Below are 25,768 nucleotides of genomic sequence, written 5' to 3'. Positions count from 1 at the left end.
GATAGTCTTTAATTATTAAACGGATTCCTTTTGTTTTTTACCGCCAAAAAAGAACAAAGCCCCAATAATTGGAGCTTTGAACCCTATTAACCAAAAATAAAACAAACCAACATGCAACTACTCATGTTTTTTTCTATAGGCGATATAAAATACCTGCGGCAGGACAGTCAATGAAAAAATCATACAGAAAAGCAGGCCGCCTACAATCATAATGGCTAAAGGTTTTTGGATTTCGGAACCCATCCCTGATGAAAGCGCCGCAGGTAATAGACCCATGGAACCCATCAGCGCAATCATCACAATGGGACGAATTCTGCTGTAAACACCTTCGGAAATGGCTTGCTTTAAAGGCATTTTAGCCCGAAGATTATCTTTCATGACGGCAATCAAAATGATTCCGTTAATAGTGTTAACTCCAAAAAGGATAATAAAACCAATACCTGCGGAAATCCCGAAGATGGTTCCTGTCATCCATAACGAAAGGAAACCTCCCGCAAAGGCATACGGAATCGTACTGGTTGCAATCAATGTGTCTTTCATGTTTCCAAAATTGAAATACAGCAGGAACAGTATAAATAATAATACCACCGGAACAATAATTGCTAATTGTTTGGAAGCACGTTCCTTACTTTCGAATTCACCGGCCCATTTCATGGTATTTTCTTTCGGAAGCTTGACTTCGGCAGCTACTTTTTTCTGGGCTTCTGCGATAGTACTGCCCAAATCACGTCCTTCAATACTGAAACCAATGGCAATGTAACGGCTGTTACCTTCTCTGTAAATAAAGGTTGGCCCGGTTTGATAGCTGACCGTTGCAATTTCACGCAGCGGCACTTTTTTACCGTCCATGGCAGGAATCAGGATATTTTCTATTTTTTCTTTAGAGTCTCTGTATTCTTTTTCAAAACGGATTCTAACATCAAACATACGTTCGTTTTCATAGAATGTAGTTGCCGCCTGACCGCCAATTGTCATCGCAATTACTGCCTGTGCATCAGAAGTTTTTACGCCATAGCGCGCCATTTTTGAATCATGCAACTGGATTCGCAATTCCGGCAGCCCAATATTTTTATACACATTCACATCTTCAATACCTTTTACAGGAGCAATTGATTTGGCTACCTTATTGGCATATTCTTCCAGTTTGAACAAATCATCACCAAATATTTTGATAACCAGCGGACTTTTTACTCCGGCTACATATTCTTCAACATTATCCTGAATTGGCTGACTGAACCCGAAATTGATGCCCGGATATTCTTCAAGCTTTTCTTTGATTTCAGCAATCAGGTCTTCTTTTGAAATTTTCCTTTTCCATTCGTTCTGGTGTTTCAGTTCCATGTGAAATTCAATGTTGAAAAAGCCGGTTGGGTCGGTTCCGTCATTTGGCCTTCCGGTTTGGGAAAGGATGAATTTTACCTCGTCAAATTTCTGGAGCTTCGTTTTCATTTCTTTGGTGAGACGTACGGATTCATCAAGATTGATGCTGTTTGGTAACGTAGCGCGAATATAGATGGCTCCTTCATTCAGTTTAGGAATAAACTCTGAACCATAGAACATAAATCGTCCAAAGCAAATGGCGAGCAGGATTACAAAACCATATACGGTAGCCCTGCGATGCTTTTCACTCCACTGGAACATTTTATAAAGATTCTCTCTAAAGAATCGGGAAATCTTGTTTTCCTTTTCAACAATGTTTTTGGTTAGCAGCACCTTGCACATCGCCGGAACATAAGTAAGGCTCAATATCAATGAACCTACTAAAGCATAGCCCAAAGTAAATGCCAACGGGGAGAACATTTTTCCTTCTACTTTCTGGAAAGAGAAAATAGGCAACAGGGCAACGATTAATATGATTAGGGCAAAGAAAATATAGGTTGCCACGCTTCCCACACTTTTTTTGATAAGTCCCATTTTTGACATATTGTTGAAACGCTGCATTCCCACCTTATGCGCTTTCTTTTCGAGCGAGACAAAAACCTGTTCCACAATGACGAGTGTTCCTTCCAGCAGCAATCCAAAATCAAGCGCACCCATAGAAATCAGGTTGGCCGGAAGTCCTTGTATGCGCAACATGATGATGGCAAACAAAAACGAAAGCGGAATTACAGAGGCAACAATAACGGTCGTACGCCAGTTATACATGAAGATGAAAACAATCAGCGACACGAGCAATACACCTTCAATCAGGTTTTTTGTAACCGTATGGACGGTGGTGTTGACCAATTCCGTTCTGTCTATAAAAGGTTCAATAGTAACCCCTTTTGGTAAGATTCTTTCATTCAGTTCGTCAATTCGGGTTCTTAGGTTGGCAATAACTTCACTTGGATTTTCTCCGCGAAGCATGACAACGATTCCCTCTACCAAATCGTCATTATTGTCTAATCCTACTTGTCCTAATCGGGGTTTAGAACCAATTTTTACTTCTGCGACGTGTTTTACCAGAATAGGAGTAGAACCTTTTACTTCAATCAGTATGTTTCCGATATCGTCAATATTGTCCAGTAAGCCCACACCACGCACTACATAAGCCTGGTCACCACGCTGTATGACATCACCACCCACATTGATATTGCTTTTGGAAACCGCTTCATAAACGTCAAGAGGCGAGAGGTCATAGTTGACAAGTTCTGTCGGATTGATTTTTATTTCGTAGATTTTTTCTTCTCCACCAAAACTTACTACGTTAGCAACACCCGGAACCGAAACCAATTCCCGTTCAATTACCCAGTCCTGTATGGCAGTAAGTTCTTTTATAGGCAGGTTGCCCTTTACGACATAACGGAAAATTTCACCGGTGGCACCATAAGGCGGGTCAATTTCGGCATCGGCTCCTTCGGGAAGGCTAACACTTGCCATTCTGTTGGAGGCATATTGTTGGGCATAAAAATCGTCTACGTCTTCGTTAAAAAGAACCGTAACAACAGACAATCCGAAAAGCGAAATGGAACGAACCTCCGCTTTTTTCGGGATGGTATTCATCTGCTTTGAAATGGGCAGGGTGATGAATTTTTCTACTTCTTCGGCGCTTCGTCCCGGCCATTGCGTGATGATTCGCGCTCTTGTGTTGGTGACATCCGGAAATGCCTCAATAGGAGTGTGCATATAACTTATGATTCCTCCGGCAAACAACAACACGGTTGCAAAGAATACGATAAGCGAATTTTTGAGCGAGAATGCTACTATACTTTGTACTAGCTTTTGCATTGTAATGTTATTTTAGGCTTTCATAAATCAGCAGCTGATTTTTAGAAATAATTTTTTCATTTTCCTGGATTCCCTTGTCGAAATAAACGACCTCCCTGTTTTTAGTTACAGGGTCTACCTGTCTGATTTCAAGATTGCAATCGTCTTTGTAGACAACCAGAAAATTTTGATTGTCGTCAAAAATCACAGCTTTTACCGGTACCGCAAGTAAGGATTCAGCAGGAGCGTTGGATTTGTTCAGGATAATATCAGCAGACATGCCCGGTTTTAGCTTCAAGTCAGTATTTTTCATCACGATTCGTGCTTTTAAGACATGTTCTTCAGCATCGAATACTTGCGATAAAGCCGAAATTTTTCCGCTAAAGACTTCATCCGGATAAGCCAGTGTTTTGATTTTCACCTCCATATTTTCTTTGATATTCTGCATGTCCGTTGCATAAATATTAACCATAACCCAAACCTCATTCAGGTCGGATATGGTAAACAGGGGTTCGCTGCCTGAAGAAATCTGCATTCCTGAGCTCATGTTTTTGGCAACTATAAAACCATTGGACGGAGCCTTGATTTGGAACACAGATTTTTCAGGACTAGCACTATACAATGCCAGGTTACTTTTTATATTTTCAAGTGAAGCTTTGAGCACTTTGACTTCGCTTTCTGCCTGAATAAGGTCTTTTTGGGATGCAATCCCGTCTTCAAACATTGATTTCACGGAGGCAAGCTGTCGCTGTGCTACAGCCAATTGTGATTCAACCGATTTATTTTCAGATTGTAATCCGTTAAGTTCCGTACTTTTGATTTCGGCCAATACCTGTCCTTTTTTGACATAATCGCCCAAAGAAAAATAAGTGTTGGTTACCACGCCATTAATGAGGCTTGTAAACTGTATCACATTATCAGAATTGTAAGTAACATTTCCGGTCAGCGTAAAAGTTTCTGAAACGGGTTCTCTTTTTATTTCTTCAATGGTGACTTTCTTTTTAAGGTCGTCGTTGAGACAGAATTTTTCGTTTTTTTCAGTAACAGTTTCTTTTTCGTTACAACTGAAAAGCAACGCTAATGGCATTAAATAGATATATTTCATGATATGTGTTTTCTGAATTAGAGAAGATTAAAGCTCTTTGCCTATTACAAACTGCAGTTCCTCAAAATGTTCATTCAGTTCTTTTTTAGAATCCAGAATGATGGTTTTGTTTTCGAGATAAGCATTGACAAAGTCCAGATATTCCAACATGCTGGTGTTTCTCAAGGTGAAGTTTTTCTGATGGCTTTCCAAAAGCAGATCTAAGTCTTTTTCATAAGAGGCCTCGATATTTTCGTATAATCTTTTGGATACGACCAAATCTTCATAAGCCTGAATGACTTCATTCTGTGCCTGATTGTTTTTTTCTTCTTTCATATACTGGCTTTTTTGGATTTCTATTTTGGCAGATTTGATGTTTCCCTGGTTTCTGCTGAAAAAGGGAAGGTCTATGGCAAATCCCACACCCACAAAGTCATTCATGATGTTTCCACCTCTGTCATAACTGGCTAATAAAGTGACATCAGGTGTGCGTTGTGACAATTCATATTTATATTTCCGGTTATTGTATTTCTCTTCAAGAACCGATGCCTTTACATCCGGACGGTTTTCCAAAGCAGAAGATGCCAGTTCAGCAAGATTGATATTGGCTACTTTATCCAAATCCGGGACGAATTTGTCTATGCTTATTTTAAGATAGCTTTGCGGAGGAAGGTTCATCAGCGTTTTAAGCTCTTTTTGGAGCTGGTTGTTTTCTTTTTGCAAATCGCTTAATTGTTTTACAAATTCGAGTTCGGAGGCTTTCAGACGGATGAATTCGCTTTTGCTGATATTCCCTTGTTTCGCCTGATTGGAATAAGCAGTAAGAAGTTTTTGGATAGAAGTCAGTTGCTTTTTATACAGGTTCTGTTTTTCCTGAGTATACTGTAACTGCGTCAGGTTGTTTCGGAATTCGACTTTTAGAATACGCAGGAAGTCCTGAAAATATTCCTGTGCTATTTCTACGCCTACTTTTTCCATTTCAATCTGCTTCTTTCTTTTTCGTGCCGTATAGATGAGTTGTTCCAAACCAACAGTTACTTCAGAAGTTTTTCCCCAATTTCCAAAAATGGGAGGAAGCTGTTCTGATTTTGCATTTGACCACAAGTTGATTTCACCCACTTCCAAACGCGGATTTGGCCACAATCTGGCCTGGATTACCTGAGCTTCTGCCTGGTCGATATTCAGCTTTTCAGACAGCAGTCTCAGGTTGTTTTTTAGAAAAATAGTTTCGGCTTCAGCCCTGGAAACCGATACGGTATCTCTTGCTGTAGTATTCTGTGCTTTGCCGGATAGGCAAAAGCTTGTAAAAATGGCGGTAAAAAAAATGCGTTTCAATTTGAGTCTATTTATGACTGCAAATCTATATCGCAAAGATTATAGCCCTATTTGAGCCGCATTAGAAGTAGATTAATCCAACATTAGAAAACGATTAGAGTTTTGGAAACAGTAGTGTAATACGGGTTCCGGAGTTTTCTTCTGAATGAATTGTAAATTGTATGTTGTTTTGCTTAAAAATAATAGTTGCCAGTGAAAGTCCAATACCGCTTCCTTTGATATTGCCTACATTTTTGCCACGATAAAAGGTCTGCTGTATGTAGTTCAGGTCTTCTTTTAGAATACCTTTCCCATAATCCTCTATTATAATTTGAAGTTGATTGTTTACCTCTGAAAGTGAAATTTTTATAGGATTTCCTTCTGAATATTTTACGGCATTTTCTATCAGATTGTACAATGCCAGCCTGATTTGCACTTCATTACCTTTAACGGATAGCAATTCCTCATTTTTTACGTCTAAATCAATACCGATTTCCTGCTTTTCGTGTGTTTCAAAAATCTGGTCGTTGATGTCCCAAACGGTTTCATCAATACGGAAAGTTTCATTTTCCTGATGGATAGTTTTCAGTCCGGAAAGCATCATAAGATTGTTTAGTATTTCTTCGATATGGTAGACATTTTCCAAAGCCTCCGAAGTTACTTTTTGATATTCTTCCGGCGTTCTGTCCTTTTGGGCAAAAACTTCCAGATTTCCGGAAATTGAAGCTAAAGGCGTTTTAAACTCGTGTGAAACGTAGTTGATAAAATTCTTTTGTATGGCAAAAGTATCCGAAAGACGGCTCAAAAGATTGTTGAATGTGGCTATCAGTTCCTGTACTTCGTCATTTGTATTAGAAGATAAGATAGGATCGTCTAAGGAGCTTAATTCCATCGAATTAACCTGGTTGATAACATTTGTAATTGGGCGATAGGCAATATTGGAAAGTAAACGGCTCAGGAGGAAAATCAAAAATAGTCCACCAAATAAAACGACAATCATAATAACCAGCAATCGGTTCGTTTGCGACTTAAATACTTCGCTTTTTGTTTTTACAAATACCACAAAATCTCCCTGGTTGTCATTATAAAAGATTCCGTAATAAAAGTGGTTGTTGGACTTAAAGCTAAGTTTTTTGTTTTTGCGGATAAAGTTAAGATTCGTAGGATTTATGTTCCTGTCGGCTTCCTTTTCACCATAAACAATAACATTATTGAGGTCGTAAACCCGAACGATATCATTTTGGATATTCTCCTCAAATTGTTCTTTAATAGCGGAGTGTTCATAGTGCGGGAGTTCATCTTTTTCAAGATAATAGATGGCAGAGAGCAGGCAGGTTTTCTGCAATTCTTTAAAGACAACCTTTTCAGAACTGTTGTAGAATGCAAAATAAATCAAAACCGACGCGATAATGAAAACAAATCCAAAAGTAAGGGATGAGATTAACGTTAAGCGGTTTCGGATTTTCATAAACTATTCTTTGAGCATGTAGCCGGTTCCTTTGATGGTATGGATGAATTTATGCTGGTTTTCGTCAATTTTGTTTCTAAGATAAGAAATATATACGTCTACCACATTCGTATTATTGTCATAATGGATGCCCCAAACGGCATTTAGGATTTGTGTTCTGGAAACGACCTTGTTCTTGTTCTCCAATAAAAACAAAAGCAGTTTGTATTCTCTTGGCGACAAATCAATAGGCTGGTCATTTTGAAAAACGGAATGCTCGTCAAGATTGACCGTCAGGTTATGGCAAAAATAAACCTGTTCTTTTTCTTTATAATTGAATTTGGTTCTTCTTGTCAACGCATTTATCCTCGAAATCAATTCTTTGAAATGAAAAGGCTTAACCAGATAATCATCAGCACCGCTATCTAAGGCAGCTACTTTATTGTCTGCATCATCCAGCGCACTCAATACCAGAATAGGGGTATGGTTTTTTTTGAATCGGATGAGTTTCGTAAGTTGTATCCCATCTATGCCGGGCAGCATAATATCCATCAGGATGATATCCCATTCGTTTTCCGACACCATTTCACGTGCAATTTCTCCGGTAACGGCAAGGGTAACGGAAAAACCGTTTTCTTCCAGTCCCTTGATTACAAAATCGCTGATTCGTTTGTCGTCTTCAATGAGAAGTATATTCATCTATTTTTCTATTTCGCTCTTGGCTTTCATAAAATCGGTTACAAGATAACCTATTAATTTTCCAACCAGATGGCTGTTTTTGGAATCTCCCAAATCAGGAGCTCCTTCGCAAATATGGAGATAGCACGCATTTGGGTCCTGGCTGAAAAAATGGATAAACTGGCGTACTTCTTCTACAGAAAAGCCGCTCAATGTCATCGCGCTGCTTGGTATTCCGGGAATGGAATCCAAATCAATTTCGATACCGTAAAAGTCATTTCGGATAAACGAATACGCTCTTTCCATTTCCAATCTGAAATCTTTTTCTTTGCGGATGTTGATTTCATCATAGGTATTGATTCGAACCCTGTCTTCCAGTTTTTTTATTTCATGCAGCACACTTTTGGAGGTATAGCTTTCGTGTAGCCCAAAAACAAAATATTTTTTCAGAAAGCCTTCTTCATACGCATACGAAAAACCGTTGCCGCTGTGTCTTCCTTCCAATATTCTGAAATCGGAATGGGCGTCAAAATTAACTGCATTAATGGCTTTTCCTTTGGCAAGAGCAGTTCCTTTGATATTTCCATAGGCATTGTTATGTCCGCCGCCTATAATAACCGGAATTTTTCCGGCTTTAACGATATTGAAAATAATATGTGAAACTTCCTTGTCAATCTTTTCTACTACTTTGGAAAGCTGTTTGCGTTCTTCAATAATATTAAAATCCAGATTTTCTACTTCTTTCATTTCTTCGGCCACATCCAAATGGCCCAGGACTAAAATCTGGTTGCCTTTGCTAAAGCGGTTGTGCTGGATATTGGCAATGCTTTTTATAGTACTTTCCCAGGCAGAAGCAGCTCCCGGTCGTCCGTAATTGGCCCGTACGCCAATGTCTTCCGGAATTCCGAACAACACAAATTTCGCATCGGAATTTTTTAGGTATTCTGAAGCATCCGCCCCTTTTGGGATGGTCTGCATTTTTTCGCCAAATTTAACCTCACCGCTTCGAAAATTAGTTACTCTTGCTAAATCGTGCACAGTGAAGGGAATAAGCTTTTCCATAAAAAATATTTAGGTTCAAAAATAATATAATTATATAAACTTACGTTAAGTGTCTTATAAATCCCCCAAAAAATTATTTAATTTGTTTAAACCATTACCACTACTATTATGGAAAATCAAAAAAGCAATTCGAGCTTAAAAGCGATTATCGTCGTTTTGGCAATTCTGCTCGCGGGGAGTTTAGTCTACATGTACAAAATGAGCAGCGATGCAAAATCTACAGAAACTCTTTTAGTCAAGGACAAAGAGACTGCAATGAATGACCTCGCCGCTCTGAAAACCAAATTAGATGCTGCTATCGCAGAAAACACATCCATATCGGATGAGCTGATTGCAGAAAGAGAAAAAGTTGTCAAACTGATGGCTGACCTCGAAAAATCAAAAGGAGACGTGGCTTCTCTGAAAAAATACCAAAGCCAATACAATGCTCTTAACGCCAAATTTAATGCATTAGCGAAAGAAAACGGATTACTGAAAAATCAGAATTCGCTTTTAGCTTCCAAAAATGACAGTATTTCTATGGCCTTAGGAGAAGCTAAAAGATTTAACGACACATTGGTCATTCAAAATGAAAATCTGGCCAAAACCGTTGAAAAAGCTTCGAAGCTAACAGTAATGAATTTAAGAACTGAAGCCATCAAAGAAAGAAGTTCAGGAAAACAGGTTGTAACCGAAAGAGCAAGAAGAGCGGATAAGCTTAAAGTTTGTTTTGCTATTGCGCAAAATGAGGTTGCCAAATCAGGAAACAAGCTGTACTACGTTCAAATCATCGACAGCAAAAACAACGTGTTAGGTGAGAAAAAAACAGAAGCTTTTGGCGATATGTCATTGACTTACAGTTTCACAACTACAGTGGCCTATGAAAATAAAGCAGTAGATGTCTGCGAATTTTTGGACGGCAATGGCGTAGATTTTGAAAAAGGCACCTACTTTGTAAATATTTTTGACAAAGGAACACTGGTTTCAAAAACAAGCTTTACGCTGAAATAAGACAAACAAAACACCAAAACTTAAACTGCATAGAAAAGGAGCCAATTGGCTCCTTTTTTTAACCATGGTTTCCGTTCTATTCTGCCAATAGCTAAATTTTTATTGAGTTTTGAATAACTTAATGGTATAATCAAGTAATTCATGGTTTCCATATTTTCCGTGTCCCGGAACGATAATTTTTACATCAGGATATTCCCTTTTGACTTTTTCAACCGTATTTGACCAGGCGGAAATATTGGCGTCTCCTAAATATCCCTTACTTGCCTTTAGTTCTTTTAATAAACATCCTCCAAATAATATATTCTCACTTGGGAAATAACCAACAACATTGTCTTTTGTATGGCCTTCTCCGAAAAATTTTGTAATGGTTTCTTTATCTCCCACTTTTAATATTACGGAATCATTAAAGCTATTTTTAGGAATAGTAAAATTATTTTCTTTGGCTAATTCAACGGTTTTAATATAGGCATAAGAAGGAATATTGTGATTATGAAATGCTTCTAATCCTCCAAGACAGTCGTCATGAAAGTGAGTTGGAATAATGGCATTAATTTTTGAATGAAGAGTCTCATTTATCCATTTTATTAATTCTTCTGAAATAGTGTTATTGACTGGCGTATCAAAAACAATAGTTTCATTATTGTCTCTTACTATGAGTCCATTACAGGGAACATTGCCAAAATCATTGGTTTGTTTAAATGAAGTATGGATAAAAGAATTTTCTGATATTTGAGTAATGGTCAGATTATCAGATTTATAAATTTCTTTTGCTTTAAAATTGTCTTTTTTCTGGGAATTACAACTTATGGCAATAAAATAGAATAAAATAGCAGTAAAGATATTTTTAATCATTGTTTATAGTTATTAAAATGTTTTACTTCAAACCAATTTTCCATCAAAATTTATCTTGTATTTTGTTTTTGAAAAGTCAATAAGTGAAATACCATCATTTTCAATTGTAAACACTTCTTCATTATCTAATGAAACAAAAATATCTGCACCGCCAAATTCCCATTTTATATTTCCGCCTTTATCAAGTTTTGAAATTTGAGTTTCTCCATGTACAATGTAGTCATTGTCCTGTTTGAAGATTCTAAAACATGTTGCCCAATCAGCTTTTGTTTTCCATTTTAAATCCAGAGTTGGAAGCGCTATGCAAAATACGGTATCACAACAGCAAATGAGTAATTCATTATCGTCAATTAAAGATGAATTTTGATACACTCCTGTTGCTCCACCTGAACCAATTAGCAGAGAACCGGTGATGACCTGATTATCTCTGTAAATTTTAATTCCATGTTTAGACGTAGGATGATATTCTTGTCCGTCATCGCTGAAAAAAATCTTTTCATAGTTGAAATCCTTATTCGTTGACCCCAATTCGTATGTAGGTTCGTTCAGTACTTCAACTATGAAGTTTTTGTACAGATAATGATTCATTTATCAAACCAATTTCCCTTCAATAATCACCTGCTCAATCAAATTGGTACCAAAAGCATACGGCAATTGATAAAAAGAAGTGATTGGTTTGGTAATAATCAGGTTGGCACGTTTTCCTTTGGTAATAGAACCGTGGGTTTCTGAAAGTCCCATAGCATAGGCTCCGTTAATAGTAGCGGCATTAATCGCTTCTTCCGGTGTCATTTTCATTTTAATACAGGCTGTTGCCACTACAAAGTTCATATTGCCGGACGGTGTGGTTCCCGGATTAAAATCGGTTGCCAAAGCTAATGGCAGTCCGGCTTCCATCATTTTTCGGGCTGGCGTATATGGAATACTGATAAAATAGGAGCAGGAAGGCAATGCGACTGGCATCGTATCGGAATTTTTCAGTATTTCAATATCTTCATCGGTTACGATTTCCAAATGGTCAACAGAAAGGGCATTGTGTTTTACACAGGCTTCAATCCCGTTGATGGCTGTAAATTGGTTGACATGGATTTTGGCAGGCAAACCATACTTCTTTCCGGCTTCCATGATTCTTTCTGTTTCTTCAACAGAAAAATAACCCGTTTCAAGAAAAGCATCGATATAATCGGCCAGATTTTCTGCGGCTATTTTTGGAAGCATTTCATTCACGATAACATCAATATAACCGGAATGATTTTCTTTAAATTCCTTAGGAAAGGCATGGGCGCCCAAAAAAGTAGCCTTTATGGCTACCGGATAATTTTCTTTTAATTTTTTGATAACGCGGAGCATTTTCAGTTCGCCCTCGACTGTTAGTCCGTAGCCTGATTTTATCTCTACAGCTCCGGAACCCTGTTTCATGACTTCTTTCAGGCGTTCTTTGGATTGTTGGTAGATTTCTTCTTCTGAAGTTTCATTTAATTTTTTTGCCGAATTTAAAATACCACCACCGCGATTGGCAATTTCTTCATACGACAAACCGTTGATACGGTCAACAAACTCCTGTACGCGATTTCCGGCATATACAATATGTGTATGGCTGTCGCACCAGGCTGGAAGTACTGTTTTTCCGGTTGCATCAATAATTTGAGCTTCAGGAATCTTAGGAAGGTCTTCCATTTTTCCAAAATCGCTAATCAGATTGTTTTCAATAAGAAGAAAGGCATTTTGGATGGCAGGTAGCGTTGCCATATCCGTTCCGGAAACCTTGTCAATAGGAGTAGGCCTTACCTGGAGTAATTCTTGTATGTTAATCAGAAGTGTTTTCATCTTTTGTAATGTTTGCAAATTGACCCGATAGAGTAGGGTTTGGCAGCTTTTCAGGCTTCTCGATATCAGGCGGAAATATTTTTGTAAATGTAAATGGAATTTTAAAAACTCCTATCTTTATAACAAATTAAAATGTCTTGAGAAGAATACGTTATAAGGAAGTCCGAAAAGTACAGCCCAATTATTTTGAATATACAGGCATCCATAATACAGATACGGTTGAAATGCAGCTGTTTGTATATGATGATTTGGGATATGAAGAATATAAAAAAGTTTCACTTGACCGCGTACGGAAAGAAATTGAAGACCCGTTGCAGGCCGAGGATGTCAAATGGCTTAATGTGCATGGTCTTCATGATGTAAAACTAATCCAGGACATAGGCGAACTTTTAAATATCCAGAATTTTATCATTGGCGATATACTGAATGTTTCGAGAAGGACAAAAATGGACGAGCTTGACGACGTTCTTTTTTTTAGTATCAAATCTATTCTGCAGGAAGAAGAATCGGCCGTTGTTAGGGTTGAACAGATTAGTTTTTTGCTGAAGGACAACCTACTGGTTTCTTTTCAGGAAAAAAAGAGCGACTTTTTTACGCACATTCGCGAACGAATCAAGACGCATAGCGGTATTGTCCGTAAGAAGAAAAGTGATTATCTGCTGTATCTTTTGCTGGATGCTGTCATGGAAAACTTTTTTATAACGATAGAGAGTTATGAAAACGGCATTGAAGCGTTGCTTGTGGAAGCCAAAAACAGTTACAAGTCTGTCTTTTTAGAAAACATAGAAAAGGAGCGTGAAAATCTGAACTTCCTGAAACGTTCTATCATCCCGTTGCGTGATGCCCTTTTTAATTTGAAAACCCACCAAAAAGATGATGGTTTCGGAAGCATTGAAAAATCCAATTATGCTTTTTTTGAACGCCTTTATCAAAAAAGCCTTGAGCTTTTGGAACAGATTGATTATGATTTGAAATCACTGGATAGTGCATCAAACGTATTCTTTTCCTCTCAAAGCCAGCGCATGAACCAGATCATGAAAACACTCACCATATTTTCTGTAATCTTTATGCCACTTACTTTTATAGTAGGGGTTTACGGAATGAACTTTGAAAATATGCCCGAGCTGAAAATGGAAAACGGCTATTTTATAGTTTTAGGTGTGATGTTCCTAACGGTGCTTGGCATGGTCTACTATTTCAAAAGAAAACACTGGTTCTAACTATCAACTATCCACTAAAAACTATCCACTATCAATTATTTTCTTTTATGAAAAAATTTAAAAGCGATATTTCAGGAAAAGAATTTCCGGAAAATGAAAGAGTTACAGCAAAGGTTGTCCGAAAATCAATATTGGATTTTATCAAGGTAGAACATCCTGATTTTGAAAATGATAAATGCATGTCTGTTGATGAATTGCGTTCTTTCCGTGAAAGATATATAGCCGAAATGCTTCTGAAAGAAACAGGTGACCTTTCTGAAATGGAGCAGACCGTTTTAAGAGCATTGAATGACAATACGATTCTGGCGGATAAGCTGGACGATGAAATCCAGGAATTTACGCTAGGCCAGAAGATAGCCGATAAAGTAGCTTCTTTTGGCGGAAGCTGGACATTCATACTGTCGTTTATGGCTTTCCTTTGTTTATGGATTGTCGGAAATGTATTTATACTCCTCAATAAAGGTTTTGACCCTTATCCGTTTATTCTTTTAAACCTTATTCTGTCCTGTATTGCAGCTTTACAGGCGCCTATCATTATGATGAGCCAGAACAGACAGGAAGAAAAAGACCGCGAAAGGGCTAAAAAGGATTATATGATTAACCTGAAATCAGAATTGGAAATCAGAATGCTCCACGAAAAAATCGACCATCTTTTACTGCATCAGGAACAATCATTGGTTGAAATCCAGAAAGTACAGATGGATATGATGGAGGATATTTTGAAAAAGATTGAAAACAAAAAACACGGATAATTTATCGGTTATTCGGATATTCCTGTATCCAATGGAAGCCGGTATTGACCAAGCGATAATCATTCAATGACTTTTTATTGAATTCTGCCTGTATGTTCTGTTTTCCGAATTTTCCTTTTAAAAGAAATGTTTTTGGTGCTTTTTCTTCATAATGCAATACGGAGATGTCTGTCGTATCGCGATAGGATTTAAATTCTATTGTATTTTTAAGCGTATCAATTTTTATAGCATAATAATTTGTACTGTCGGATTCGGTACGGATACTGCCATAGTTTCCGGAAATATGCAGCCTGTTCCACAGTATTTTTTTGTCTTCTGTATTTTTTAGCGAATCGTTTTCTGAGATATAGAAAGCGGTTGTATGGTAGCTACCTTTTAGAGGTGCTTCTGGTGCCAATGAGCCATTGGTGCGCATATAATCAACTCCCATTAAAACAATATCAACGGTGAAGCCCAAAATCAATAATGTTTTTCCAATAGTTCTTGCTCTGACTTTCCATTTGTTTTCAAAAACCAGTTTGCAATGGTCAAGTGTTTCGGTTTTGTTGAGTATAAAAAAGTTATAAAGCTTTTTTAAGTTAGGTATTAGAATAATGATGGAAATGAGTAGCAAGTGGCTCGAGAATAATTTTACAGGAACGTCAAAGCAAAAATTCATTAATACTACATTGCTCATTACGGCCACGCTAAGTAGGGCGCCTAATGTTTTGGTGTTATGAAATAGTAATAGAAAACCGGCTCCGGCTTCAATGATTCCGGTAAAACCTCCATATATTTTAGAGTGGCCCATAAATGTCCAGAGCAATCCCATTGGAGTAGCATCACCAAAGTTTTCTTCAAGGCGACCATAATCATGAAAGGAAAACTGCCCCTCGACAAGTTTGAATATGCCATAGATAACGAGATACAATCCAACGTAATAACGGGCATATACTATAATCCAATAATACTGCCTGTCATAATTGATTCTTTTCCTGGTAATAAAAAAGACAATAATTGAAGCAAGTAAAGCTATTAGTATATAGGCAAAAAGCCTTACGTAATTAAAAGTAGTATCGCCACTGCCAGTGTTGATAATTTGCTGTAACTTTTCGATTTGCAATATGTTTTTTCCAACCCATAGGGTTATGATGTCAATAGCGTCTTCATACCAGCCTGTTAGGATATTGACTCCGGGAATCTGGTCAAACGGAAAAGGAAACATGTAAAGAAACAGGTAGAAAATAAGAAACAGGGTAAGAAACTTACGGCCAGCCGACCATTTTTTCTCGGTTAGGGGGTGAGTCTTAGTCATTTGTATTTGATTGATTGATGATAATTACGAATATAAGAATTTTTTAAAATAGAAAAAATTTACATAAAGTATTGTTGAATGCTTACTTAAACGTTTAAAATTTAATTATAGTATGCTGTGATTTTGATTGGAAACAAAAAAGCCTGAAGTTTACTTCAGGCTTTTTACTATTTTTCTAAGCTTCTAACTCTGCCAGGGTTTTAAACCCTGGCAGAATGAAGGTTGGACTAAAAATTATTTTAAGCTTCCCACCATGTCTTCCGGTTTAACCCAGGCATCAAAATCCTCAGGCGAAACATAACCAAGACGAACGGCTTCTTCTTTTAGTGTAGTACCGTTTTTGTGTGCTGTTTGTGCAATTTCTGCTGCTTTATAATAACCAATCTTAGTATTTAATGCTGTTACAAGCATTAACGAATTGTCAACCAATTCCTTGATTCGCGTATAGTTTGGCTCAATGCCCTGTGCACAGTGCTCATCAAAAGAAACGCAGGCATCTCCTAGCAAACGTGCCGATTGCAGGAAGTTAGAAGCCATCAAAGGTTTGAATACGTTTAATTCATAGTGTCCTTGTGTACCGCCAATTGTAATAGCAATGTCATTACCCATAACCTGAGCGCAAACCATCGTTAATGCCTCACATTGTGTAGGGTTTACTTTTCCTGGCATGATTGAAGAACCCGGTTCATTTTCCGGAATAAGGATTTCTCCAATTCCTGAACGTGGACCGGAAGCCAACATTCTTACGTCGTTTGCAATTTTGTTTAATGATACAGCCAATTGTTTTAAGGCACCGTGTGTTTCTACAATGGCATCATGAGAGGCCAGTGCTTCAAATTTATTAGGAGCCGTAACAAAAGGATGTCCTGTGAATTTTGCGATATATTCAGCAACTTTTACATCATAACCTTCAGGAGTATTTAATCCCGTTCCTACGGCTGTTCCGCCCAAAGCTACTTCAGACAAGTGTGCCAATGTATTTTTAACTGCTTTTAAGCCGTAGTTCAATTGAGCTACATAGCCTGAAATTTCCTGACCTAAAGTCAATGGTGTAGCATCCATTAAGTGAGTACGGCCAATTTTTACTACATTTTTGTAAGCTTCGGCTTTAGCATGTAGTGTATCTCTTAATTTTTCAACACCAGGAATTGTTACTTCTACCACCGCTTTGTAGGCTGCAATATGCATTCCTGTAGGGTAGGTATCGTTAGAAGATTGTGACTTGTTTACATCATCGTTTGCTTTTATAAACTGTTCACCTTCACCAATTTTACCACCAGCCAAAACCTGAGCTCTGTTTGCAATTACTTCATTAACGTTCATGTTACTTTGCGTACCCGAACCTGTTTGCCAGATTACCAAAGGAAATTCTCCTTCCAGTTTACCAGCCAGAATTTCGTCGCAAACCTGAGCGATAGCATCTCTCTTTTCAACAGGCAAAACACCAAGGTCATGATTGGCATATGCAGCAGCCTTTTTCAAATAGGCAAAACCTTCAATGATTTCTTTTGGCATAGAAGCCGACGGTCCAATTTTAAAGTTGTTTCTGGAACGCTCCGTTTGGGCTCCCCAATATTTATCTGCAGGAACCTGCACTTCACCCATCGTGTCTTTTTCAATTCTGTATTCCATTGTATTGTAATTTGTTTGTTGTTATATAGTATTCATTCTGTTGTACTCGGTTAGTTTTTCAACTAAAATCTTTTTGAGATTTTTATGTGTCGTTTGAAGGCTATTTGCCGATATGCTTACGGCACCACCAAAAGATTTGTGGTTTGCTGTCATTGCCTTGCGCTTAAAACTGCTTTTTTGGGCAGCGATAAATTCTTCAGGATTTTTAATAACGATAATGACAAAAGCCTGACCTGCATATGAAGTTTCAGTAATAGCCGTAATTTCTGTCCATGGAATAAATCCGGCACTAATGGCGCTTGAATTATCGGTGATTCCTCCAGATGAAATGATTAATCCGTCTGTTTGCGAGGATAATTTTTTTATGATTAAAATAGAAAGAAAACCAAAGAAAAGAATGGATAGGATACCGGCGATTAATACGGCAAGAGGAAATTTTAAAAAAATGGAGGTTATTTCCTTATGGTCTATTACCATCCAGATTCCCATAATAACGAATAGGAAAGAACCCAGCAATGCGAGTATCATTTTTTTCCGACTCAGTTTTATGATTATCGTTTCAGAAGAAGTATCCATCTTGATATAATTAGTTGGCTGACAGAAATTCACATTACTTATTATACAGGCCGTAAAAAATGCTTTTTGAGAGAATTTTTTATTAGCTTACTGAAAGCCAGCCCAAAAATAAGGATTATAAGTAGGTTTAAAAAATGATTTAAAAATTATTTTTACTGTTTTTATTGGTCAAAATGAATATTACACCTATCTTTGACAGGTATTCAAAAAATTCCGGAAAACATGTTTGAATTTCAACAGTATTTAGGTTTCTTACTTTTCTTGACTATCTTAACCATCGGCTTCTGGTTGATGATTTTTTTAGTTAGCTTCCTTCCTTATTGGATTGGTGGTGCTCTATTTGAGAGATACAAAGAAAGAAAGAACAAAAAGAAAGAGTAATTCAGTTAAATCTGTACTCAAAATAAAAAAGGGAACCAAATTGGTTCCCTTTTTTTGTGGAAAGCCTCCTGAGTGGAGGCTTTTATATTATCCGCCCATGTAGTCTTCACCACCATTATCGCTATCCATTCTTTTAGGCTGTTTCTCTCTCTCGTTTTTCTTTTTGTTGAAACGGTAAGTAAAAGAAAGAGTGATTTGTCTTTCTCTCCATTGCATTTCAGAATAGGCATTTTGGGTTGCCAGATTCGTTTCTGTAATTCTTTTTCTGGAGTTGAAAAGGTCGTTTACGTTTAAGGCAATGGTTCCTTTATCTTTCAATACATCCTTACTAAACGCCAGGTTGGCACTAATAATTCCTTTCGACCTTCCCTGAGCATTGGTCTGTGGTGCGTTATACGTCGTATTAGCCTGCCAGTCGATTCCTAATGGAAGGTTGATTTTTGAGTTGATTCGTGCAAACCATGAATAAGCTGTGTTGCTGAAATCAATTGTCTGTGAATTATTGGATAAGTCGGTATAAGTATAATTTCCTTTAGTCTGGTTTCGGAACAGGTTGAAGTTACTGTTCAGTCTCCACCATCTGTATGGGTTGTAGGATAATGTAAACTCAAATCCAAAACGGTCTTCAGAACCAACGTTTACCGGAGAAGTTACCAAAGTGGCAGTTCCGTTGATGATTTCCGTATTTCTTACATATTGTACCGCATCTTTTGTTCTGTTAAAATACATAGACGTATTAAAAGTCAGCTTGCCAAATTTGTTCAGGTAGCCAAAATCAAAAGCATCGGTCATTGACGGGTCAAGGTCCGGATTACCTCTAAACAGGTTGATGTTACTCGACAAACTCGAAAACGGGTTGATAGAGCGGGAGCGAGGTCTTGAAATCCTGCGGCTGTAGCTTAACGAAGCACTGCTGTTTTCATTGAATTCATACGTTAAGAATGCGCTTGGAAAGAAATTGTTGTATTTCTTGTTTTTATAGATATTCTGAGTCAATTGGTTGATATCAATATTGGAATCTTCCCAACGCAAACCTACCAAATAAGACATTCTGTTGATTTTCGTCCCAAACTGGCTGTAAAATGCATTTACTTTTTCTTTATACTCCAATGTGTTTGTGAACTGTGGATCGTTTTCCCAACCACCTGTACCATAATTGAAATTTTCTACAGAATAGTCGGTTAAAAGGTCATTGAAATTTCCACGATATCCGGCTTCAAACTGGCTGTTTTCTCCTATTGGCAAAACATAATCTGTCTGAAGCAATGAACGGTTTTGTTTTTGGATATTACCGGTTCTCTGCTCGCTTATTGGCGTGCCGTCCAACACATTTCTGCTAGGAATATCAGCATCTTCATCATCATCACTTTGTGAGAAGGAAAGGTCAACTGTTAACTGGTGTCCGTCCTTTTTAAATTTTTTGATGAAATTGGAAGAGAAATCAACGTTTTCGTCTTTATCAGATTCCAAGCTGAATCGGTTGGTGATGCTTTGCAGGTTCATCGCCGGGTCATATCGGTACTGGAAAACGTTATCCGGGTTTTCGCCAGAACTTCTTCTATACGACAACGTATTTGTCCACGTAATCGATTTGTCCAGGTACCATTCCAAACCTAAAACTCCATTGTAGCTTTTGTTTAACCTTTCGTTGTTTCTTCTTTCCTTTAAATAACCCGTAACATCTCCGTTTTCATCCAGATATTCCGTATCTGTCATAGAGTTTCCAGGTCCTTTTCTGTAGCTATAGCCTTGAGTAGTGAAAAGGTTGAATTGTTCGGTTTTGTAATTAACTGTTCCTGTAAATCCATGATTGGCCGGATTACCGGTTGTAGCGGTTACGGTACCATTAATACCTTGATTTTTTCCTTTTTTCAGAATAATGTTAAGAATTCCGGCACCACCTTCGGCATCATATCTGGCAGAAGGATTCGTAATTACTTCTACTTTGTCTACCGCATCAGCCGGAAGCATTTTTAAAGCATCTGCAATATTAATACCTGCTAAACCGGACGGTTTTCCGTCAATAAGGATTCTTACGTTTTCATTACCACGAAGACTTACATTACCATCAACGTCAACAGAAACAGAAGGAACGTTGTCTAAAACATCACTGATAGTTCCTCCTTTGACAATCATATCCTGTCCAACATTATATACTTTTTTATCCAGTTTGATTTCTACAGTCGAACGTTCGGCACGGATTTCAACGGCATCAAGCATTTCGGCTTCGGCTTCTAAAGCAACGGTTCCAAAATTTTTATCTTCTTCTATAGCCAGCTGTTTCATTTCGATTGGCTTAAAAGAGATAAATTCAAATTTTACATCATAAGTACCTGCATTTGCCTCTATTGTGAACACACCATTTTCATCAGTCATTCCACCGGTTATAACATCGGGACGCTTAGAATTTTGTAGCGTTACTGTAGCATAACCTAAAGGTTGGGAAGTTGATTTTTCGGTAATTTTACCTGTGATTTTTACTTTTTTAGCCTGCGGCCTTTCCTGCGCATAACTGAGAAGTGAAACGGATAGCAATAGGAGGGATATTGCAAATTTTAGATTTTTCATTAACTAGAATGTTGATTATTTAGCTTAAGACAGCAAAAGTAGGCTTTGGTTTAAGCCTGATTTCATAAAGGTTTGTTAAATAAAGCTATTTAATGTTATTAGAGGATTTCCAGTATTTTTTCCGGTGGTCGTCCAATAGTGGCAGTTTTGCCATTCACAACAATCGGCCTTTCAATAAGAATCGGGTTTTCGGCCATAATTTTGATGATTTCTTCATCGGTTAAAGTCTTGCCCTTAAAGTTCTGTGTCCAGATTTCTTCCTTTTGGCGCACCAGTTCAATAGGCGGTATTCCCAAAAGTTTTATGATGGATTTGAGTTCCTCTGCCGTTGGAACTTCTTTCAGGTATTGTATTACTTCAAACTCTTTTCTTGACTTTTCAAGCAGGCTAAGTCCTTCTCTCGATTTCCCGCATCGCGGGTTGTGGTATATTTTAATCATAGTGCTCCAAATTGAATAAACCGCAAAGAAAAGAAATGCAATTTAAAAATAGGTGATTATTTCGCAACAATTGAATAAATTAGGGGACTAATAATTTTCTAAACTAAAATTTAAGATATGTTTATAGCTCAAGGCTTTAAGAGTAAAGGAAACGCATTTTGGAAATATATTGTGGGTTCGGTTATTGTAATTGCTGCGTCTACGATAGGCCAGTTTCCATTGATGATTGCTATTGCGGTAAAATCTATTGAAGAAAATAAGGACTTTCCAACAGACCAGGCAGCTATGTTAACTTTTCTCGATTCAAATCTGACACTCTTCCTGATGCTGATTTCGTTTGCTTTTGCTTTGCTGGCTTTGTTTTTTGTTTTGAAATTTTTGCATCGTCAGAGATTTATTGAAGTGACTACTTCACGGCCAAAAATGGACTGGAAGCGTTTTTTCTTCGCGTTTGGACTATGGACAGCGATTACCGTTATTATGACTGTTGCTGCTTATTTTGTTTCGCCCCAGGATTATGAAGTTAATTTTCAGCCGGTTCCATTTGCTATTTTAGCGATTATCGGAATAGCTTTGATACCAATTCAGACCAGTACCGAAGAATATGTTTTCAGGGGTTATCTTATGCAGGGTTTTGCGCTTTTGTCAAAAAATAAATGGTTTCCGTTGTTAATGACTTCTGTAATTTTTGGACTGCTCCATATCTTCAATCCTGAAGTTGAAAAAATGGGCTATATTATTATGATATATTATATAGGTACGGGGTTATTTCTAGGTGTTTTGGCCTTGATGGATGAAGGTATTGAATTGTCGCTTGGATTCCATGCCGCAAATAATTTGATTGGTGGTTTGCTGGTAACGTCTGACTGGACGGTTTTCCAGACTCACTCCATATTAAAAGACCATTCTGAGCCTGCAGCAGGATTTGATGTTTTACTTCCGGTTTTTATAATTTTTCCAATTCTTTTATTTATCTTTAGTAAGAAGTACCAATGGAAAAATTGGAAAGAGAAATTGACCGGGACCATTCCGGATAACCTAACAACTGATGACACTTACCACAGCAATCAATTTGACAAAAACGATGGAGAAGCCCACATATTATGATGTACACAATCGCTTTAAACTAAATGGATTTCATTTGAATAAAGACGATTTATGCCGCGTTGCCTATAGTTTTATAAAAGAAGGAGAGGCTTATGAAAGGCCGGTCGGGATTTTTATATTGGACTGGTTTGATGAAAAGGATTATATCGAAATGACAACTTCCGGAACTACCGGTGCTCCAAAAAAGATACAAATCAGCAAACAGGCTATGGTAAATTCCGCTTTAGCTACCGGAGATTTTTTTGAACTGGCTCCTGGCGATAAAGTACTGCACTGTCTTCCTGCCAAATATGTTGCCGGAAAGATGATGTTTGTCAGAGCGTTTATCTTAGGCCTGGATATGGATTTTGTAGAACCTACTTCCACGCCTTTGGAAAGAAATGAAGAAACCTATGATTTTGCGGCAATGGTTCCAATTCAGGCACAGCATTCTTTAGAAAAGCTTTCACAGGTAAAAAAGCTTATTATAGGTGGTGCTAAAGTTAATTCTGCTTTGGCTGAGGAGCTGAAAAAAATCCCCTCCTCGATTTATGAGACTTACGGAATGACAGAAACCATTACGCATATAGCCGCAAAGCGAGTGGGAGAAGAAGCATTTGATGTTTTACCGGGAATAACCGTTGCGGAAGACGAAAGACACTGTCTTGTTGTTAATGCGCCGGCAATTTCAGAAGAAGTCGTCGTGACGAATGATGTTGTAAAAGTTTTGAATGACCACCAATTTATTTGGCTTGGACGTATAGACAATGTTATCAATAGCGGAGGGATAAAGCTCTTTCCCGAGCAGATAGAAGAAAAATTATCGCATAAAATCGACCGTCGGTTTTTTATAGCCTCCCAGGAAAATGAGGAATTAGGTGAAAAACTGGTTTTGGCAGTAGAAGGCGACCCTTATGTTATTGACGATGCTGCTTTTGCTGAGCTTGGAAAATATGAAAAACCAAAAGTGGTATTGTTTATTCCTAAATTTTTAGAAACCCCAACCGGAAAAGTGTTGCGGAAAGAAAGTTTAGCCAGTATATAAAAAGAGCGCCATTGGCGCTCTTTTTAATTGTATGTTATTTTTATAAGGAATTGGTAATCATCAAATTTTACGGGGTCGTTATTTTTAATAGAATGTGATTTCCATTTATTGGTCGCTTCAAGTCTTGCTTCTTTACTGCCTTGTTTTATGATAATTGGCATTTTGAAATCGGGTACATCTGTAATCCATCTGAATTTTACTTCTTTGTTCTTGACAGCTACTTCCAGTTCGGGAATATTTTTATACCTGAGGTATTGCTCAAAAACAGGAGTCAGGTCCCGACCGGTTTCAGTATTAAAAAAGGTAATTACGGTTTGGGTGTCTATAATCTTATGACGGTAGGTTTCGGAATATTTCAGAAGCAATTTCCACCATTTCTGGTCGTCATTAACAATATGCCGAAGCGTGTTCAATAACAATGCTCCTTTGTAATACATGTCAGTAGAGCCTTTATCGTTAACTCCATAGTAGCCAATAATAGGGCTTCTGTTGGAAACGCGTTTTTTTTGCCCGTTTATGTATTCCATCGCTTTTTCATAACCATAGAGGCATTCTACAAATACGGATTCTGAATAGGTCGTAAATCCTTCGTGAATCCACAAGTCTGCAATATCTTTTGAAGTAATGCTATTGCCAAACCATTCGTGGCCACTTTCATGAATGGTGATATAGTCGAAAAGCAAGCCAATACCCGTGCCGGAAATGTCACTTCCCTGATAACCCTTTCTGTATTTATTTCCGTAAGCAACAGCGCTTTGGTGCTCCATACCTAAATAAGAAGTTTCAACAAGTTTGTAACCATCTTCCGCAAAAGGATATTTGCCAAATTTAGCTTCGAAACAGTCCAGCATTGGTTTTACTTCTTCAAAATGTTTTTTGGCTTTTTCTTCATTTTCCGGCAGTACATAATAATCAAGGTCCAGTCCGTTGTGGTTATCATGGATATGAACGTAATCAGCAATATTCACCGTGATATCATAAGTGTTGATAGGGCTTTTTACTTCCCAATCCCAACGGGTGTAACCGTTTTTCAGATTTTCACTGCCCATAAATCTTCCATTGGAAACATTCATCAATCCGTCAGGTACGGCAACCTTTATGGTAGCGCCAAAATCAGGTTCGTCACTTTGGGAATCTTTTACAGGATACCATAAGCTGGCTCCCGTTCCCTGTACGGCAACACCAATCCAGGGCTTTCCTTTGCTATCGGTTTTGAATACAAAGCCTCCATCCCAGGGTGGGTATTTTGCAATTTGAGGGTTGCCGGAGTAATAACAACGTATTGTTTTGTCTGTTCCATCAACAGCCAATGGTTTTGGAAAAGTAATAAAAACAGCATCAAATTCTCTTTTATATTCGAGAGGTCTGCCATCAAAAATGATACTGTCGATTTTCATATTTTCGAATAAATCGACCTGAATTTTTTGAGTGTTTTTTACTGTTTTAAACGTGATGTCATTATAACCCCTAATCGATTTTTCTTCCGGATTGATAGTAATATTCAGGTCATAGCGCTGTACATTATAACAAATTCTTTCAAAAGAAAAACCGCCACGCAAAGAATCTTTCCTGGTGAATTCCTGGGCAAGGCTGTTCTGAAGCCCACACAAGAGAATAAAGAAAGGGAAGAATCGTTTCATTAGCGGACTTTATAAGGTTGTGGTTAAGGTTTTTGAGCCTTGATAATCGTAAAAGTACGGATTTTTATTTCGCCAGTATTGCTCAAAACTTCTTCTGTTTCTGATAAGATGTTTTCAATACGGAATCCGGCATTTTCAAGCAATGATTTTGCCTTTTCAGTATCATAAAGTTCGAATCCGTATTTTGAAAAAGGAATTTTTTCCATTACTTCTTTCGGAATAAAAGCCAGAATAAAGGAGCCTCCCGATTGTAATACTCTAAAAATTTCATTTATATATTCTGCGGGATTTTTCCAGAAATAAATAGTATTGGCAGTGAAAGCACTATCGAAAAAAGAATCGGGATACGATATTTTTTTACCGTCAGTTAGTTCAAAAATGGCTCTTTCGGTAGCAGTAAACTCAGAATTGAGCCTTAAGGCTTCCTCAATCATGAGTTCTGATATGTCTATCCCATAATAATTCAGATTGGCTTCCTTCTCAAATAAATATTTTATATGGATTCCGTTTCCGGGACCAATTTCTAAAATCTTTGAATGAGGCATGATTTCAATTTGCTCTATTGTGTGACGAATCATGTTGTCATTCGCAACATTCATGCTGTAAGCTGTCTGTATGCCACTTTCTCCGTTAGGATGGCTCAATTGTCCTGCAAGTTCCTGAAGTTCTTTTTCTGAAAGATTTCCCATAGTGG

21 protein-coding genes are annotated in these 25,768 nt (G+C 37.7%); 5 read left to right on the top strand and 16 right to left on the bottom strand.

Annotated elements, in window-relative coordinates; translation table 11 throughout:
- Positions 1 to 117: 117 nt before the first annotated feature.
- The 6 genes from B0G92_RS13965 to B0G92_RS13940 form a co-directional block, all read right to left on the bottom strand.
- The gene (locus B0G92_RS13965) at positions 118 to 3,207 is read right to left on the bottom strand and encodes an efflux RND transporter permease subunit (RefSeq protein ID WP_101472676.1); all 3,090 of its coding nucleotides are present in this window, start codon (positions 3,205 to 3,207) and stop codon (positions 118 to 120) included.
- 7 nt (positions 3,208 to 3,214) lie between these two features.
- The gene (locus B0G92_RS13960) at positions 3,215 to 4,291 is read right to left on the bottom strand and encodes an efflux RND transporter periplasmic adaptor subunit (protein WP_101472675.1); all 1,077 of its coding nucleotides are present in this window, start codon (positions 4,289 to 4,291) and stop codon (positions 3,215 to 3,217) included.
- A gap of 27 nt (positions 4,292 to 4,318) precedes the next feature.
- Entirely contained in the window at positions 4,319 to 5,605 is a 1,287-nt protein-coding gene (locus tag B0G92_RS13955; RefSeq protein WP_180326451.1) for a TolC family protein, read from the bottom strand.
- A 94-nt stretch (positions 5,606 to 5,699) separates the two neighbouring features.
- Positions 5,700 to 7,052: a sensor histidine kinase gene (locus B0G92_RS13950; RefSeq protein ID WP_101472673.1), complete on the bottom strand. Its 1,353-nt coding sequence runs from the start codon at positions 7,050 to 7,052 to the stop codon at positions 5,700 to 5,702.
- A 3-nt stretch (positions 7,053 to 7,055) separates the two neighbouring features.
- A complete protein-coding gene (locus B0G92_RS13945; protein WP_056073232.1) occupies positions 7,056 to 7,730 on the bottom strand; it encodes a response regulator transcription factor in 675 nt (224 codons plus the stop codon).
- On the bottom strand, positions 7,731 to 8,771 hold the full coding sequence (locus tag B0G92_RS13940) for a formimidoylglutamase (RefSeq protein WP_101472672.1): 1,041 nt from the start codon (positions 8,769 to 8,771) through the stop codon (positions 7,731 to 7,733).
- 108 nt (positions 8,772 to 8,879) lie between these two features.
- Here B0G92_RS13940 and B0G92_RS13935 point away from each other — a divergent pair, with 108 nt between their 5' ends.
- A complete protein-coding gene (locus tag B0G92_RS13935) occupies positions 8,880 to 9,761 on the top strand; it encodes a type IV pilus inner membrane component PilO (RefSeq protein WP_056073237.1) in 882 nt (293 codons plus the stop codon).
- 99 nt (positions 9,762 to 9,860) lie between these two features.
- Here B0G92_RS13935 and blaCHM read toward each other — a convergent pair whose 3' ends face one another.
- Genes blaCHM through hutI form a run of 3 tightly spaced genes read right to left on the bottom strand, consistent with a single transcriptional unit; the run spans position 9,861 to position 12,440 of the window.
- Entirely contained in the window at positions 9,861 to 10,613 is a 753-nt protein-coding gene (gene blaCHM, locus B0G92_RS13930; RefSeq protein WP_101472671.1) for a CHM family subclass B1 metallo-beta-lactamase, read from the bottom strand.
- Between the two features lie 27 nt (positions 10,614 to 10,640).
- Entirely contained in the window at positions 10,641 to 11,201 is a 561-nt protein-coding gene (locus B0G92_RS13925; RefSeq protein ID WP_101472670.1) for a hypothetical protein, read from the bottom strand.
- A 3-nt stretch (positions 11,202 to 11,204) separates the two neighbouring features.
- A complete protein-coding gene (hutI, locus tag B0G92_RS13920; protein WP_101472669.1) occupies positions 11,205 to 12,440 on the bottom strand; it encodes an imidazolonepropionase in 1,236 nt (411 codons plus the stop codon).
- 137 nt (positions 12,441 to 12,577) lie between these two features.
- Between hutI and corA the strand changes: the two genes are divergently transcribed.
- Both corA and B0G92_RS13910 read left to right on the top strand, forming a co-directional pair.
- On the top strand, positions 12,578 to 13,660 hold the full coding sequence (gene corA, locus B0G92_RS13915) for a magnesium/cobalt transporter CorA (protein WP_101472668.1): 1,083 nt from the start codon (positions 12,578 to 12,580) through the stop codon (positions 13,658 to 13,660).
- 47 nt (positions 13,661 to 13,707) lie between these two features.
- Positions 13,708 to 14,412, top strand: a complete 705-nt coding sequence (locus tag B0G92_RS13910) for a DUF1003 domain-containing protein (protein WP_101472667.1) — start codon at positions 13,708 to 13,710, stop codon at positions 14,410 to 14,412.
- A gap of 1 nt (position 14,413) precedes the next feature.
- Here B0G92_RS13910 and B0G92_RS13905 read toward each other — a convergent pair whose 3' ends face one another.
- The 5 genes from B0G92_RS13905 to arsC form a co-directional block, all read right to left on the bottom strand.
- Positions 14,414 to 15,706, bottom strand: coding sequence for a hypothetical protein (locus tag B0G92_RS13905; protein WP_143395048.1), 1,293 nt, complete (start codon positions 15,704 to 15,706; stop codon positions 14,414 to 14,416).
- Between the two features lie 234 nt (positions 15,707 to 15,940).
- Positions 15,941 to 17,338: a class II fumarate hydratase gene (fumC, locus tag B0G92_RS13900; RefSeq protein WP_101472665.1), complete on the bottom strand. Its 1,398-nt coding sequence runs from the start codon at positions 17,336 to 17,338 to the stop codon at positions 15,941 to 15,943.
- A 21-nt stretch (positions 17,339 to 17,359) separates the two neighbouring features.
- Entirely contained in the window at positions 17,360 to 17,914 is a 555-nt protein-coding gene (locus B0G92_RS13895) for an STM3941 family protein (RefSeq protein ID WP_101472664.1), read from the bottom strand.
- Between the two features lie 468 nt (positions 17,915 to 18,382).
- Entirely contained in the window at positions 18,383 to 20,863 is a 2,481-nt protein-coding gene (locus tag B0G92_RS13885; protein ID WP_056073266.1) for a TonB-dependent receptor, read from the bottom strand.
- Positions 20,864 to 20,961: 98 nt separating this feature from the next.
- Entirely contained in the window at positions 20,962 to 21,303 is a 342-nt protein-coding gene (gene arsC, locus B0G92_RS13880) for an arsenate reductase (glutaredoxin) (RefSeq protein ID WP_101472662.1), read from the bottom strand.
- Between the two features lie 117 nt (positions 21,304 to 21,420).
- Between arsC and B0G92_RS13875 the strand changes: the two genes are divergently transcribed.
- Positions 21,421 to 22,410, top strand: coding sequence for a CPBP family intramembrane glutamic endopeptidase (locus B0G92_RS13875; protein ID WP_101472661.1), 990 nt, complete (start codon positions 21,421 to 21,423; stop codon positions 22,408 to 22,410).
- Positions 22,388 to 23,434 carry an AMP-binding protein gene (locus B0G92_RS13870; protein WP_101472660.1) on the top strand — a complete coding sequence of 349 codons (1,047 nt, stop codon included), beginning with the start codon at positions 22,388 to 22,390 and terminating at the stop codon, positions 23,432 to 23,434. Before B0G92_RS13875 ends, B0G92_RS13870 begins: the two co-directional genes overlap by 23 nt.
- Positions 23,435 to 23,457: 23 nt before the next feature.
- Here the strand turns inward: B0G92_RS13870 and B0G92_RS13865 are convergent, their stop codons facing one another.
- Positions 23,458 to 25,074 (bottom strand): M1 family metallopeptidase, encoded by a 1,617-nt coding sequence (locus B0G92_RS13865; RefSeq protein WP_101472659.1) that lies wholly within the window; start codon positions 25,072 to 25,074, stop codon positions 23,458 to 23,460.
- A gap of 23 nt (positions 25,075 to 25,097) precedes the next feature.
- On the bottom strand, positions 25,098 to 25,763 hold the full coding sequence (locus B0G92_RS13860; RefSeq protein WP_101472658.1) for a class I SAM-dependent methyltransferase: 666 nt from the start codon (positions 25,761 to 25,763) through the stop codon (positions 25,098 to 25,100).
- Positions 25,764 to 25,768 lie beyond the last annotated feature (5 nt).

This window comes from Flavobacterium lindanitolerans, assembly GCF_002846575.1.
GTDB lineage: Bacteria > Bacteroidota > Bacteroidia > Flavobacteriales > Flavobacteriaceae > Flavobacterium > Flavobacterium lindanitolerans.
This window is presented reverse-complemented; position numbering and strand designations above follow the sequence as displayed.